Origin of the sequence: Marivita hallyeonensis, from assembly GCF_900129875.1 — a bacterium.
In the GTDB taxonomy this organism is placed as follows: Bacteria; Pseudomonadota; Alphaproteobacteria; order Rhodobacterales; family Rhodobacteraceae; genus Marivita; species Marivita hallyeonensis.
On sequence record NZ_FQXC01000005.1, the window covers coordinates 113,495 to 127,630 of the forward strand.

Genomic DNA, 14,136 nt, shown 5'->3' on the forward strand with positions numbered 1-14,136 from the left:
ATTTCCCATGACCCGAACGGACCCGCTCACGATCCACGCCACCGCCGTTGCAGTGGCAGGGCAAGCGGCGATGTTCATCGGTGCATCCGGGTCTGGGAAATCCTCACTTGCCCTTGAGATGATGGCGCGCGGTGCTGATCTGGTGGCCGATGATCGGGTCATCGTGACACGAGAGAGCGACAGTCTTTGGGTCTCTTGTCCGGACCCGTTGCGGGGCAGAATTGAGGCGCGAGGGCTGGGCATTCTTCATGCGCGGTCCGTCGACCGGGCGCGCCTAGCCGTGGTGGTCGACATGGATCAGACGGAGCAGACACGCATGCCGCCCGAGCGGAGCATCGAATACCTTAACGTCAAGCTCCCGCTGCTTCACAATGTTGCGTCGCAGCATTTTCCTGCCGCCCTTATACAATATCTAAAGTCCGAGGCCCTTTAGGCGGGACTCGGGACACATAATGGGGAATGGCGCTGCCATGTCGGTTCGCAGTCGAATTGTTCTGGTCACGGGGCCTTCGGGCGCAGGGCGATCCACTGCGATCAACGTGCTGGAAGACGTAGGCTTTGAAGCCATCGACAACATTCCGTTGCGGATCGTGCCGCATCTTTTCGATGATGCCCCGCAGGATCGGCGTCTGGCCATCGGCATCGATGTGCGGAATCGCGATTTTTCGATGAAGCGGTTGCTGCGCCTTCACACTGATTTGCTGAAACAGGAGGATGGCGCGGTCACGTTGCTGTATCTTGATTGCCGTCCCGACATCCTCGTGCGCCGGTTCTCCGAGACGCGTCGCCGCCACCCCCTGTCGCCGGAGGAGACGCCGGAGCTTGGCATTGCACAGGAAATCGCACTTCTGGGGCCGGTTCAGGCCCGCGCCGACATCGTCATTGATACATCAAAGCTAAGCCCGCACGACCTCAAGTCCGAGCTTCACCGTTGGTTTGTCGACAGTTCAGACCAGCGTATGGCGGTATCGTTGCAGTCTTTTTCGTACAAACGGGGCATACCGCACGGTGTCGACATGGTTTTCGACTGCCGTTTCCTGTCGAACCCGCATTGGGAGTCAGACTTGCGGTCCAAAACCGGCCTTGACGCCGAAGTGCGCGATTTTGTGATGCAAGACACTCGACTCGCGCCATTTTTGAACCAAATCACTCGAATGTTGGCATTTCTGCTTCCAGAATTTGAAACTGAAGGCAAAACGCATGTGTCTGTCGGTTTCGGGTGTACCGGAGGGCAACACCGATCAGTTGCCGTGACGGAAGATGTGGCACAGACCCTTGCAGAGCAGGGCTGGCGGGTGTCAACTCATCACAAGGAACTGTCGCGCCGGGAAGGGGTGGCGACCGGCGGTGTGACCATGCCGCAAGCTGGAAAGGCAACTCGGTGATTGGGATCGTGATCGTGGCCCATGGGGGTTTGGCGCAGGAGTACCTGTCCGCCGTCGAACACGTTGTCGGTCACCAACCCGGAATGGCCGCAGTTTCAATTGCCGCCGATCACAACCGCGAGGCAAAGCAGCTTGAAATCTGTTCGGTCGCGGATGCCGTGGACACCGGAGACGGCGTCGTCATCGTCACGGACATGTTCGGGGGCTCGCCATCGAACCTTAGCCTGCGGGCCTGCCAACCGGAAAATCGCCGGATCGTCTACGGCGCAAATCTGCCTATGCTGATCAAACTGGCGAAAAGCCGCAACAAAACCGTGCCGGAAGCGGTGCGCGCGGCATTGGACGCAGGTCGGAAATACATTGACAGCCAGAACATATCCTTGGATCAGAGCGCCTGATCACAGGGAGTGGGAGGCCCGTCCGTATGTCGGCGACTGCAAAGCGCGTATTGAAAATCATCAATGAGAAGGGGTTGCACGCTCGCGCTTCCGCCAAACTGGTTGAAGTGGTAGAAGGGTTCGATGCAACGGCCGAGGTCCAGAAAGACGGGATGAGCGCGTCCGGCGACAGCATCATGGGGCTTTTGATGTTGGCAGCCTCCAAAGGAAGCTCTATTGAGGTGCACACCTCGGGCCCAGACGCAGAACCGCTAGCCGCCGCGATCGAGACGCTGGTGGCCGATCGTTTCGGCGAGGGATGCTGACCATCGGGTGAGCGCAGGCAACCGGAAACAGGACGTAACACTGGCCTATGGTTGACAGCTACCAGCATACATCTGCGGACGCGCAACCTTTGGCGCCTGCCGAGGTGCCGTATGACAAGCGCAAGCTCAGCTACGCCAATACGTTCACCAACCCCTGGAAAGCCAACACCATTCGGACGCTCGAATGGATGACGGGCAAGATCCCTCTGCTGCGGTTGGTGCGCCGGTTCGAGCGGATGGGACCAGCCGAGGGACAGGCGTTCTGGGGGCAGGCGCTTGATTTGATGAAGATCGCCCTGGAAACCCCGCCGGAACAGATTGCGCGCATTCCCAAAGAAGGACCGGTGATCGTCGTGGCCAATCATCCGCATGGATTGGTGGACGGCATGATCCTTGCCGAACTGATTGGCAAGGTACGAACCGACTACAAGATCCTTACGAGATCTCTGTTGACCGGTGTGACCGAAGTCGAAGAGTTCATGATCCCGGTGCCGTTCCCCCACGAAGAGGACGCCCGCGAACAAAGCCTTGAGATGCGCAGTCGGGCGATGGCCCATCTGAAGCAGGGTGGCGTGATCGCGCTGTTCCCTTCGGGTGTCGTTGCCTCAAGCGACACAATGTTCGGTCCCGCGATCGAGCGGACGTGGAACCCGTTCACTGCCAATCTGATCCAAAGATCCAAAGCGACAGTGGTGCCGCTTTTCTTTCCGGGTCAGAATTCCCGCGCGTATCAGATCGCCAATCGCATCTCGCCGACCGTGCGTCAGGGGCTGCTGATCCACGAAGTCATCCACGCTTGCGGCAAACCGCAAAAGCCGGTCGTCGGAGAGCCGATCAGCCCAGACATGATCGAAAGCTTTAGCGGCCGTGGCCGCGACTTCGTAGCAGCGCTGCGCGAGATCACGATGGGATTGGGCGACACGGCCTAGCGCGTCGGAACGGGCGTTTCCCCACGATAGTCATAGAACCCACGCTGCGTCTTTCGACCCAGCCAACCGGCTTCGACATATTTGGTCAAAAGCGGGCAGGGGCGGTACTTTGTGTCGGCCAGCCCATCGTGCAGCACGTTCATGATCGCGAGGCAGGTGTCCAGACCAATGAAATCGGCAAGCTCCAGCGGGCCCATGGGGTGGTTCGCACCAAGCTTCATCGACTGATCGATGGAGTTCACATTTCCGACGCCTTCGTAAAGCGTGTAGACTGCCTCGTTGATCATCGGCATCAGGATGCGGTTCACGATGAAGGCGGGAAAGTCTTCGGCGGACGCGGCCGTTTTACCGAGCTTTTGCACGACGCCAAGGCAGGTCTCATAGGTGTCCTTGTCGGTCGCGATGCCACGGATCAGCTCTACCAGTTGCATCACCGGGACGGGGTTCATGAAATGAAAGCCCATGAATTTTTCGGGGCGATCCGTCCGGCTGGCCAGTCGTGTGATCGAGATCGACGATGTGTTCGACGTAAGGATCGTCTCCGCACCAAGGTGGGGTAGAAGCCCGTCGAAGATTTTCTGCTTGATCGACTCGTCTTCGGTGGCGGCTTCGATGACCAGATCGGTTTGCGCGACCTGGGGCAAATCCTGCGTGGCGACGATGCGGGCCATGGCCTGGTCCCGGTCGGCTGCCGAGATCTTCTCGCGGCTGACCTGGCGGTCCATGTTGCCCTGAATCAGCTCCATGGCCTTCTTCAGCGCGTCTTCATTGATGTCATTCAGAACAACGTCATAGCCTGCCAAGGCCATCACATGCGCGATGCCATTGCCCATCTGTCCGGCACCGATAACACCGATTGAATTGACCGCCATCAGAAAGCTCCGTCCGTTTCGCGCAACAATGGCGTGTGGGTCAGGGGGCTGCAAGGCGGATCGGCCGGTTGCGTCGAAATTTAGCTTTAGCCGTTTGAGAACCGAATCGGAGCATCTTGATCAACGGGATTATTCGAGGGGTGAAACCATGACGGTTTCTTTGGCGCCGGATCGTGGCGTTGATTATGCGCCGTGCCGATACAACGGATCGCGGCTTTGGTTTCGGGGACCGCGACAATCGTTGCGAACTCCGTATGTGGCCTGCCTTGGCGGGTCTGAGGTTTATGGCCGGTATCTTGCGGCGCCTTTCACGGCGGAGTTGGGTGACCGTATCAATCGCACGGTGGTGAACCTTGGTGTCGAACATGCGGGGCTGGACGCGTTTGTGAACGATCCCGGTTGCATGACCACGGCGGCCTCTGCCGCTGTCACACTTGTCCAACTGACCGGCGCGCATAACACGTCCAACCGCTACTATGCCGTGCATCCCCGTCGAAACGATCGGTTTTTAAGGGCGTCGGGCGCATTGAAAGCGCTTTACCCGGAAATGGACTTCACCGAGGTGCATTTCACACGGCATTTGCTGGAACGGCTGAATGGCATCTGTCCAGATCGGTTCGCGGACATCGCTCAAGAAATCCGGCAGGCATGGCAGGCCCGGATGCGGTATCTCATCAGCCAGATGAACGGAAAAGTCGTCCTGTTCTGGTTCGCGCCGACATCCTTGACGGAGACATCGGGTGAGTACCTGGCAGACTGCGTCGTGTCGGAAGCGGTGATCGCTCCGCTCAGTCCATTGGTGGCGCGGTTGGTCGAAATCGTGCCGGAGAACTGGCAGGCCGGTCGCACGGAGATGCACATCCCGAAGGTGGAGGAAGTGCGGGCGGCTGAATTGCCTGGTCCAGTGGCCCACCGACAGGCGGCAACAGCCCTGTCAGATATCGTCGCGCCTATGCTCGCATGAAAAAACGGCGCACTTGTTACAAGCGCGCCGTTCAAACAGGTCTTGAGGAAGGTTGTTAGCCAAGCTTTTCCGTCAATTCCGGTACGGCCTCGAACAAGTCGGCAACAAGCCCGTAGTCGGCCACCTGGAAGATCGGGGCCTCTTCGTCTTTGTTGATCGCGACGATGATCTTGCTGTCCTTCATACCGGCAAGGTGCTGGATCGCGCCCGAAATGCCGACAGCGATATAGAGATCCGGGGCAACGACTTTGCCCGTCTGTCCGACCTGCCAGTCGTTCGGTGCGAAACCCGAGTCGACCGCCGCACGGGACGCGCCGACCGCTGCGCCAAGGGTGTCGGCGAGCTTTTCGATCATCGCGAAATCGTCTTCCGATCCGACGCCGCGGCCACCGGACACAACGATGCCTGCTGATGTGAGTTCGGGGCGATCGCTTTCGGCGACCTTGTCCTCGACCCATTCGCTGAGGCCGGGGTTGTCGCCGGCTGCGATGGCTTCGACGGCAGCAGAGCCGCCTGTCGGCGCGGCATCGAAGGTCGAAGTCCGGAAGGAGATCACCTTGGTCGGGTCAGAGGATTTCACCGTCTGGATCGCGTTACCCGCGTAGATCGGACGTTCGAACGTGTCGGCGTCGACGACGGCGGTTACGTCAGTCAGAACCATCACATCGAGAAGCGCGGCAACGCGCGGCAGGATGTTTTTGGCGTCCGTCGTCGCTGGGGCGACGATGTGCGAATAGTCGCCCGCGAGCGAGGCGATCAGCGCTGCGACCGGTTCGGCGAGACGGTGACCGTAGAGGTCATCTTCCGCGACGAGCACCTTGGAGACGCCGTCAATCGTGGCAGCCTCGTCGGCGGCCGCCTTGGCGGATGCACCTGCGGCCAGAACGGTTACGTCACCCAACGACTTCGCCGCTGTCACAGTCTTGGCGGTTGCGTCCATTGCAAGCGCGCCATCGGAAATCTCGGCAATCAGAAGTACAGCCATTTACACAGCCCCCGCTTCTTTGAGTTTCTCAACCAATTCGTCGACAGAGCCGACCTTGATACCTGCGGCCCGTTCTTCCGGCTCGGACGTCTTCACGATCTCGAGCCGCGGCGTTACGTCAACGCCGTAGTCGGCAGCCGTCTTTTCATCCAGCGGCTTCTTCTTGGCCTTCATGATGTTCGGCAACGATGCGTAGCGCGGTTCGTTCAGGCGGAGGTCGGTGGAGATGATGGTCGGCATCTTGACCTTCACGGTCTGCAAACCGCCGTCAACCTCACGGGTCACCACGGCGTGGTCCCCGTCGATATCGACCTTGTTGGCATACATCGCCTGCGACCAGCCCAGAAGCGCGGACAGCATTTGCCCCGTCGCACCAAGGTCATTGTCGATCGCCTGCTTGCCGCAGAGCACGAGGCCAGGCTCTTCTTCCTTGATGATCGCGGCGAGAATTTTCGCCACGGCCAGCGGTTCGATGTCAGTGTGCACATCGTCGGCGGCCACAACGAGGATCGCCCGGTCTGCGCCCATCGCCAATGCGGTGCGCAGCGTTTCCTGGCTTTGTTTCACGCCAATGCTGACTGCGATGATCTCATCCGCCTTACCCGCTTCCTTGAGACGGATGGCCTCTTCGACAGCAATCTCATCGAAGGGGTTCATCGACATTTTCACGTTGGCGAGATCGACACCGGAGCCGTCCGCTTTGACGCGGACTTTGACGTTGTAGTCGATCACGCGTTTGACAGGCACCAAGACCTTCATAATCGCGTTCCTCTCGTTGGTATCGCAGCAAACTCTGCGATTCTGGCATTCCGTTCCGGGCAAGGGATACCCAACACTGGGCAGGGGAAACAGGGCAAAATCGTCACGTTAGCGCCATCGGACGTCGCGTTTTTCAGGAACTCCGGATTGTTACGTTGCGTGCCGAACGTCGTCAGTCGCAAATCGACTGCAGCGCGCGCCATTCCGCCGCGGTGAGTACTGGGACGGATTGAAATCCGTTGGGCGTTGCATCCACGGCTGCCTGTATCCGGTCCCCCAAGGCCGGGTGGCTGAGGAAGTGGGCGACAAAGGGGTTGGCATCGCCACCCAATTCGCGGAAGCGTTCGAACATGGTGGCAAGCGCCGATGGCGCAATCTGCGCATCCCGCAAAACCTGATGGGCAAAGACGTCTGCCTGTGCTTCGGCGTCCTGGCTGTAATTAGCTTCGATCAGCCGCTCGGCCAGGAGAAGCACTGCTGCACCCCCCGCGAAATCGCCGAACAGCAAACCAAGGACACCGAGCGATCCTGCGGAGCGCAAGGCATGGCGCGTGGGGTCGCGGCTGACGACATGGCCGATTTCGTGGGCAAAGACTGCCGCCACTTCCTCTGGCGTTTGCGCGTTGTCGATGAGGCCGCGGAAAAACACGACGTAATTGCCCGGTAGCGCAAAGGCATTGATCATGTCGTGGTCCAGAACGGCCACTGTCAGCCCGTGTTCTTCGGGCAGGGCATCCTGCAAGCGCGTTTCCATTTTCTCAAGCGCTGCCAGACCGGCCCGGTTTTCACAGACCGGAACGGGGTTCAGACCGGTCTGATCTAACGCGCTGCGGATCTGATTGAAGGTCACCTCTCCCAAGGCGCGTTCACCTTCGGGAGGAATGAAACGGGCCAATTGGTTGGCCATTGCGGGTACCAGAACGAAGATGATCAGCGCCACTGAGGCCACTGCGGCGAACGCCCATCCCACAAGGGGGCCGCGATTTGTGACCTTCGGACGTTTCGTCCGATTTGGCAGACGAGGTTCAAGGGCGCGATCCGGCAGGATGAGACGTTGCACAGGGTCCGTTGCCAGTTGGATCACCATCTGGTCACCCCCGGCCTGATCCAGCACCTCGCGAATTTCGGACAGCGGCCATCGAAAATCAGCGCCGGCATGTGCAACGAGTGCGTGCGCCTCTTCATCGACCGTGACCGATACGGGCACGGGATGCGCGCTGGTGCCGTCGAAATACGTGGCGCTTGTCGAGAATGTTTCGGGCGTACGGCCGATGCGAAGCGTGGTCATAGCGAGGCTCCCACGTCCAGCGCATCCGCAAACCCTTCGGCCTCTGCGAATTCGTCCCGTGGGCGTTGCCGGATATTTGCTACCCCATCCTGCGGCGAGAGCGTCAGGGTTGAGAAGTAATGCCGCACGACCGGTAGCGTGACAAACACGTTGGTAAGAGCCGACCACAGCAGGAAAATCGTGAAGTAGATCACCACGCTCGCGCCGATGATCATGTATCGGCCTGCACCGGCAATCGGTGCCACGATATCTTCCATACCCACCTCAGCCAGCACATCCGCAGATTGGATCGTGAGCAGGAGCAACCCAAGGATCACCAAGGGAAGGAACACGGCAGCAGCGGCCAGAAGCGTGCCGAGCACATAGATCATTGTGACGCGGAACGGGCTTGGCGAGAGCGCAAGGGAAACGCCATTGACGGTTTTCGCATTGGTCAAAAGACGCAGCGTGACAACCCGATAATGAACAAAGCCGTATAAGGCGATCATTGCGGCAATAACCCAGAGGCCGGCTGCCACCTCTGGTTCTCCGAAGTTGAAACTTGCGGTTCCGAGTGCGCCGATCACAGCGGCGATGACGAGCGGAATGATCGCCGGGTAGAGCATCTGCCAACGGCCACCCTGGTTCATGCGGGCCGATCCGAAGAAAGTGCGGTCGGTCTTGTACTTTTCGAGCCAGAACGTCATGCGAGGCCAGAGGATACCGAGGGTCAAAATCGTCAGCGCCCAGTGCCAAAGCGCGCGTCCCGCATATCCCCAGGCGCCGGGTTCAAGCCCGAACCGCAGGCCGCGCCAGCGCGTGCGCGCAAGAATGTATCGCCGTGCGCGGTATTGAGCGAAGAACCAGAGTGGAATAACGCCGACCAAGCTCGCTGTGTAGGCGGCGAAGTTGTCCTGAAACAGCGAGAAGCTCAGGAACATGAGGATCAGATTGACGATGCCGATGTAGAACGCCAGCACGACTACCGCGAAAAGGAAGCCAAGCAGTTTTTCAACCGGATCGCCGACGTATTCGAGAGGGTGCCCGCCAGGCCGGATGGCAGACCAGTACCAGCGGCGCAGGCGGGTTTTCATCCAGAAACGATAGAACCCGAGAGTCAGAACCGTCAGCAGACCCGTTTTTAACGCCAGCCAGAACAGCGCGCCGCGACTGCCGGCAAGCTCGGTGGTCAAACGATCAGGTGAAGGTGTTGTCTCTTGGGAAGCCGCGCGGGGCCATACGTCCGGCGCTGGCCCGCTTTCCGGTCCACTCGGCCAGTTCGGTCTCTGTTCGGGTGCGTCCTGCTGGGTCGCGCCAGGAGAGGCCTTCTGCCAGGGTGAAGGTGGTTGCATCCGAGAGGCCCCCGTCCTTGTATTTCTGCAGACGCACGCCTTTCCCGCGTCCCATCTCAGGTAGTTCGTCCAGTGCGAAGATCAGCACTTTTCGGTTTTCGCCGACCACCGCCACACTATCACCGGCGACGGGTTTGCACACCTTGGCGCGTGTATCGCCCTTGACGTTCAATACCTGTTTGCCCGCGCGCGTCTGTGCGACGACCTCGTTTTCAGGCACGACGAACCCGTCACCCGCGCTGGAGGCGACCAGCAGTTTGCGCTCCGGATCGTGGATGAACAAGTCCACTATGGCGGCTTCGTTCGGCAGGTCGACCATCAAACGCACGGGTTCGCCCATGCCACGCCCGCCCGGCAGGTTGGCGGCACTGAGCGTGTAGAACCGTCCGTTCGAACCGAACATCAGCAGGCGATCCGTCGTTTCGGCGTGGAAAATGAATCGCGGGCCGTCGCCGTCCTTGAACTTCAACTCTCGCGTGAGGTCGATATGGCCGGTCATCGCGCGAATCCAGCCCATTTGAGAGCAGACAACCGTGATCGGTTCCCGTTCGATCATGGCTTCCAGAGGCACATCTTCGATTTCGTCGGCCTCTTCGATCAGCGTCCGGCGCGCACCACCTTCGTAACTTTTGCCAAAGGTCTTTTTGACCTCTTTCAGCTGATCCGAGATAGCCTCCCACTGCAGGTCGCCGCTTTCGAGAAGGTCCTCCAGCCCGGCGCGCTCCTCCATCAGGCGGTCGCGTTCGGACACAAGCTCCATCTCTTCGAGCTTGCGAAGGGACCGGAGACGCATGTTCAGGATCGCTTCGGTCTGGACTTCGGTCAGGCCGAATTCTCCGTCGCTTGCCGGAGGCGAGACATAATCCGCCTCGTCGCGCGCGCGGGGATGGTCCTTACCCCAGTCTTCGCGCATCAGGGCCGCTTTGGGGTCTTCGTCATAGCGGATGATGTCGATCACGCGGTCGAGGTTCAGGAAGGCGACGATCAGCCCTTCCAGCACTTCGAGCCGGTGGTCGATCTTGTCCATCCGGTGCTGGCTGCGCCGGATCAGCACCTCGCGCCGGAAATCTAGGAAGGCGCGCAGCACCTCCTTCATCGAACAGACCTTGGGTGTCAGCCCGTCGATCAGCACGTTCATGTTGAGACTGAAGCGCACTTCCAGATCGGAATTGCGGAACAGCATGCCCATGAGCAAGTCGGGATCCACATTCTTGGAGCGCGGCTCCAGCACCATGCGAATATCGTCGGCGCTCTCGTCGCGAATGTCGGCGAGGATCGGCACCTTCTTGGTCTGGATTAATTCGGCGAGCCGTTCGACCAATTTGGATTTCTGCACCTGATAGGGGATTTCGGTCACGACAATCTGCCATTGACCGCGGCCCAGATCCTCGATCTCCCACTTCGCCCGCACGCGCATCGACCCGCGTCCGGTTCGGTAAGCCTGAGCAATCGTTTCTCGCGATTCGACGATGACACCGCCGGTCGGGAAGTCCGGTCCGGGCACGTAGTTAAGCAGCGTGTCGTCGCGGGCGTCGGGTACCTTGATGAGATGAAGACAGGCGTCGATGAGTTCGGCGATGTTGTGCGGTGGAATGTTGGTGGCCATGCCGACTGCGATGCCGGACGAGCCGTTGGCCAGAAGATTGGGGAATTGTGCGGGCAGGACGACCGGTTCCTGCAGCGTGCCATCGTAATTGTCGCGAAAATCGACGGCGTTTTCGTTCAGGCCATCAAGCAGGGCTTCTGCCACAGAGGTCAGCCGCGCTTCGGTGTAGCGGGCCGCGGCCGGGTTGTCGCCGTCGATGTTGCCGAAATTGCCCTGTCCATCCACGAGCGGGTAGCGAACGTTAAAGTCCTGTGCGAGACGCGCCATCGCATCGTAGATCGCGGCGTCGCCATGCGGATGGTAGTTGCCCATCACGTCACCGGAGATCTTGGCCGATTTTCGGAAGCCACCGGTGGAACTCAGACGCAACTCGCGCATTGCATAAAGGATACGACGATGTACCGGTTTCAACCCGTCACGCGCATCGGGCAAAGCGCGGTGCATGATCGTCGACAACGCATAGGTCAGATATCTCTCGCCGATGGCACGGCGTAGCGGTTCTGCCACATCTTTGGGCGTCATCTTGGGGTCGTCGACATCATCGGCCATAGATGATGTGATACGCGGCCCCTGAAAGGCCGTAAAGCAATTGCGGGAAAAATTTTCGCCTTTCCCCGTCGGCGCGTCCAAAGAATCGCGTTAATGTAAGTAAATGCTGCTCGGGCGAGGGGCGGTTGGGGGATAGGAATGAACAAGTATATCGTGATCGCGTTCGCATTCATGGGCGTGTGGTTTTATGAAGCCTCCGGCGGCGCGGATTTCGAACCCGGCGAAAACACACTTGTCGTGTTTGCCGAGCCCAAACCAATTCCTTCCAGAGCTGAACCGCGTGCCGAAGTCGTGGCCCGCGCCGACACCTCCGCTACTCTCCTGACCGACGTCGTCGAAGCGCGCGGGACTGTTGAAATCGAGCAGCCAGCCGCGACCGAAGGTTTGGCTATCGCACGGATGGAGGCGTCGGAGCCGGTCACAGTCGCCGATGAACCAGATCAAGTCGCCGCAATCGAACCGATCGCACCGGCACCAGAGCCGGTCCGCGATATTCGCTTTGTCGATGCGGACCGCGTGAATATGCGTAGCGGACCGGGGACAGATTTCGATGTCGTCGGCAAGCTGTTGCGCGACGACATGATCGAAATCCTGGATGATGCCGGGACAGGATGGTTGCGCCTGCGCGTCACGGCGACAGGTGAAGAAGGCTGGATGGCTGACTGGCTGGTGACGGCCGCAAACTGACGTGACCGCACGGACCATTCTTATCACCGGTTGCTCGTCCGGCATCGGCCTCGATACAGCGCGCCGCTTGCAGACCAAAGGCTGGCAGGTGTTCGCCTCCTGCCGCAGGGAAGATGACTGCGAACGTTTGCGCGCAGAGGGTTTCGGCGCGCCCTGGCTCGACTACGAGGATCCGGATAGTATCGCGCGCTGCGCGGATGAGGTGTTGTCACGCACCGGTGGAACGATCGACGCGGTGTTTCACAACGGTGCCTACGCTTTGCCCGGCCCGATCGAAGACATCCCGGCCGACGGGATGCGAGCGCAATTCGAGGCGAATTTTCTTGGATGGCACGATCTCAACCGACATGTCATCCCGGCGATGCGGGCGCAGGGCCATGGCCGAATTCTGTTCAATTCGTCCGTTCTTGGTCTCGTGGGCATGAAGTGGCGTGGTCCCTATGTGGCCACGAAATTTGCCCTGGAGGGTTACGCTGACGTGCTGCGCATGGAAATGGCCGAGACCGGCATCCGCGTCGTTCTGATCGAACCGGGACCGATTGAAACGGAGTTCCGGAAGAACGCGGTCAAGCAGTTCGAGAGATGGGTGGATTGGAAAACTTCGGCCCGCCGCGACCAATACGAAGCATCTCTGCTTGATCAACTCCACAAGGGCGGCAGTTCCAAAGTCCAGTGGCCGGCGTCTGCCGTGACCGACGTGGTCGAGAGGGCGCTGACAGCGCCCCGCCCGAAAGCCCGGTATGGCGTGACCACACCCACGCATGTGATGGCGGTTGCCCGCCGCTTGCTGCCCACGCGTGCGCTAGATTGGCTTTTGTCGAAAGCCTGACTTTTCATTCGCCTTCAGGCACGTTACGGCTACGTCAAACAAACACCGGTTGTAAGAAAGACACGTACATATGTTGAGTGACCCTCTCTTTATCATCGCCGCCATCGCCTGTCTGGCGGTGGTTGCCGTGCTTTTGTTCGGCATTGGCAGCTTTGCCAAAGGCGGAGAGTTCAACAAGAAATACGCCAACAAAGCGATGCGATGGCGGATCATTGCCCAGTTCGCGGCGGTGGTTCTGATCCTTCTTTTCGTCCTGCTGCGCGGAGAATAGCAGATGGTCGTCCTCAACAAGATCTACACCAAGACCGGGGACGCCGGAGAGACCGCGCTTGGCAACGGCGCGCGTGTGGCGAAACACGCTATGCGTGTGACCGCCTACGGAACGACTGACGAATTGAACTCCGTGGTCGGCCTCGCGCGGCTCCACGCGGTCGAGGAAACGGACCGCTTGTTGTCCCTCATTCAGAATGATCTTTTCGACCTTGGGGCAGACCTGTGTCGTCCCGATATGGAAAAGGATGCAGAGGCTGAATACCCGCCGCTGCGTATGGTGACCTCTCAGGTTGAGCGGCTCGAATCCGAGATCGACGCGATGAACGCACGGCTGGAACCGTTGCGCAGCTTCATCTTGCCCGGCGGCTCACCTTTGTCGGCTTACCTCCACCAGTGCCGCACAGTTGCGCGGCGCGCCGAGCGGCTCACAGTAGAGCTCGCCACGATGGAAAGTGTGAATCCGGCGGCGGTCAAATACCTGAACCGCCTGAGTGATTGGTTCTTCGTGGCCGCCCGGATTGCCAATGATGATGGCAAGGCGGATGTGCTTTGGGTTCCGGGCGCGAACCGGTAAGCGCTTCTTCTTTTCAAAAATATGCTTGCGCGCCGCGGCCACTCCGCGCGTCGGATTGAGGTCCGTGCAGGCTTAGCCTTCGCGGTCCGTCACGTTTTCCTTGAACGATTTTTCAAAGGCTTTCTGTTGCTCCGGCGACGCATCGGTCTGGTGCTTGGCCTTCCATTCCGCCATGGGCATGCCGTAAAAAATCTCGCGCGCCTCTTCTTTATCAAGCGTGACCCCGCGTTCGGCGGCGGCTTCCTGGTACCAGCGGCTCAGGCAGTTCCGGCAGAACCCCGCAAGGTTCATCATGTCGATGTTCTGCGCGTCCGGGCGATCTTCGATCAGGTGCTGTCTCAGACGGCGGAAGGCAGCGGCTTCGATCTCCAGTTGCGTTTGTGCGTCCATGTTGGTCTCCTT

The 14,136-nt window shown here is 59.7% G+C and carries 17 protein-coding genes; 10 read left to right on the forward strand and 7 right to left on the reverse strand.

Features of this window, described 5'->3' with window-relative positions; genetic code table 11:
- Nucleotides 1-7: 7 nt before the first annotated feature.
- From BUA42_RS21230 to BUA42_RS16730, 5 genes are read left to right on the forward strand one after another with little or no spacing between them, the layout of a single operon-like run.
- On the forward strand, nucleotides 8-433 hold the full coding sequence (locus BUA42_RS21230) for an HPr kinase/phosphorylase (protein ID WP_072779476.1): 426 nt from the start codon (nucleotides 8-10) through the stop codon (nucleotides 431-433).
- A gap of 37 nt (nucleotides 434-470) precedes the next feature.
- Nucleotides 471-1,385, forward strand: a complete 915-nt coding sequence (gene rapZ, locus BUA42_RS16715; protein ID WP_072779656.1) for an RNase adapter RapZ — start codon at nucleotides 471-473, stop codon at nucleotides 1,383-1,385.
- A complete protein-coding gene (locus BUA42_RS16720) occupies nucleotides 1,382-1,783 on the forward strand; it encodes a PTS sugar transporter subunit IIA (RefSeq protein WP_072779477.1) in 402 nt (133 codons plus the stop codon). The genes rapZ and BUA42_RS16720 overlap by 4 nt, the downstream gene beginning before the upstream one ends.
- Before the next feature lie 26 nt (nucleotides 1,784-1,809).
- Complete coding sequence (locus tag BUA42_RS16725) at nucleotides 1,810-2,088, forward strand: HPr family phosphocarrier protein (RefSeq protein ID WP_072779478.1); 279 nt, start codon at nucleotides 1,810-1,812, stop codon at nucleotides 2,086-2,088.
- Between the two features lie 47 nt (nucleotides 2,089-2,135).
- Nucleotides 2,136-3,017: a lysophospholipid acyltransferase family protein gene (locus tag BUA42_RS16730; RefSeq protein WP_072779479.1), complete on the forward strand. Its 882-nt coding sequence runs from the start codon at nucleotides 2,136-2,138 to the stop codon at nucleotides 3,015-3,017.
- Here BUA42_RS16730 and BUA42_RS16735 read toward each other — a convergent pair.
- Nucleotides 3,014-3,889, reverse strand: a complete 876-nt coding sequence (locus tag BUA42_RS16735; protein WP_072779480.1) for a 3-hydroxybutyryl-CoA dehydrogenase — start codon at nucleotides 3,887-3,889, stop codon at nucleotides 3,014-3,016. The two genes, BUA42_RS16730 and BUA42_RS16735, sit on opposite strands and share 4 nt — an antisense overlap.
- 148 nt (nucleotides 3,890-4,037) lie before the next feature.
- Between BUA42_RS16735 and BUA42_RS16740 the strand changes: the two genes are divergently transcribed.
- The gene (locus tag BUA42_RS16740; protein ID WP_072779481.1) at nucleotides 4,038-4,853 is read left to right on the forward strand and encodes a DUF6473 family protein; all 816 of its coding nucleotides are present in this window, start codon (nucleotides 4,038-4,040) and stop codon (nucleotides 4,851-4,853) included.
- A 55-nt stretch (nucleotides 4,854-4,908) separates the two neighbouring features.
- Here BUA42_RS16740 and BUA42_RS16745 read toward each other — a convergent pair whose 3' ends face one another.
- The 5 genes from BUA42_RS16745 to BUA42_RS16765 form a co-directional block, all read right to left on the reverse strand.
- A complete protein-coding gene (locus tag BUA42_RS16745) occupies nucleotides 4,909-5,838 on the reverse strand; it encodes an electron transfer flavoprotein subunit alpha/FixB family protein (protein ID WP_072779482.1) in 930 nt (309 codons plus the stop codon).
- Nucleotides 5,839-6,597, reverse strand: a complete 759-nt coding sequence (locus tag BUA42_RS16750; RefSeq protein ID WP_072779483.1) for an electron transfer flavoprotein subunit beta/FixA family protein — start codon at nucleotides 6,595-6,597, stop codon at nucleotides 5,839-5,841.
- A 172-nt stretch (nucleotides 6,598-6,769) separates the two neighbouring features.
- Nucleotides 6,770-7,885, reverse strand: coding sequence for a M48 family metallopeptidase (locus tag BUA42_RS16755; protein ID WP_072779484.1), 1,116 nt, complete (start codon nucleotides 7,883-7,885; stop codon nucleotides 6,770-6,772).
- A complete protein-coding gene (locus BUA42_RS16760) occupies nucleotides 7,882-9,057 on the reverse strand; it encodes a DUF898 family protein (protein WP_072779485.1) in 1,176 nt (391 codons plus the stop codon). Before BUA42_RS16760 ends, BUA42_RS16755 begins: the two co-directional genes overlap by 4 nt.
- A gap of 4 nt (nucleotides 9,058-9,061) precedes the next feature.
- On the reverse strand, nucleotides 9,062-11,371 hold the full coding sequence (locus BUA42_RS16765; protein WP_072779486.1) for a DNA topoisomerase IV subunit A: 2,310 nt from the start codon (nucleotides 11,369-11,371) through the stop codon (nucleotides 9,062-9,064).
- Between the two features lie 138 nt (nucleotides 11,372-11,509).
- On the opposite strand from BUA42_RS16765, the gene BUA42_RS16770 reads away from it, so the two are divergent.
- The 4 genes from BUA42_RS16770 (at nucleotide 11,510) to BUA42_RS16785 (ending at nucleotide 13,734) form a co-directional block, all read left to right on the forward strand.
- The gene (locus BUA42_RS16770) at nucleotides 11,510-12,058 is read left to right on the forward strand and encodes an SH3 domain-containing protein (protein WP_072779487.1); all 549 of its coding nucleotides are present in this window, start codon (nucleotides 11,510-11,512) and stop codon (nucleotides 12,056-12,058) included.
- Nucleotide 12,059: 1 nt separating this feature from the next.
- The gene (locus tag BUA42_RS16775; RefSeq protein ID WP_072779488.1) at nucleotides 12,060-12,887 is read left to right on the forward strand and encodes an SDR family NAD(P)-dependent oxidoreductase; all 828 of its coding nucleotides are present in this window, start codon (nucleotides 12,060-12,062) and stop codon (nucleotides 12,885-12,887) included.
- Between the two features lie 70 nt (nucleotides 12,888-12,957).
- Nucleotides 12,958-13,158: a twin transmembrane helix small protein gene (locus tag BUA42_RS16780; protein ID WP_072779489.1), complete on the forward strand. Its 201-nt coding sequence runs from the start codon at nucleotides 12,958-12,960 to the stop codon at nucleotides 13,156-13,158.
- Nucleotides 13,159-13,161: 3 nt separating this feature from the next.
- Nucleotides 13,162-13,734 (forward strand): cob(I)yrinic acid a,c-diamide adenosyltransferase, encoded by a 573-nt coding sequence (locus BUA42_RS16785; RefSeq protein WP_072779490.1) that lies wholly within the window; start codon nucleotides 13,162-13,164, stop codon nucleotides 13,732-13,734.
- A gap of 72 nt (nucleotides 13,735-13,806) precedes the next feature.
- On the opposite strand, the gene BUA42_RS16790 is transcribed toward BUA42_RS16785, so the two are convergent.
- On the reverse strand, nucleotides 13,807-14,124 hold the full coding sequence (locus tag BUA42_RS16790) for a DUF1244 domain-containing protein (protein ID WP_072779491.1): 318 nt from the start codon (nucleotides 14,122-14,124) through the stop codon (nucleotides 13,807-13,809).
- Nucleotides 14,125-14,136: the final 12 nt, after the last annotated feature.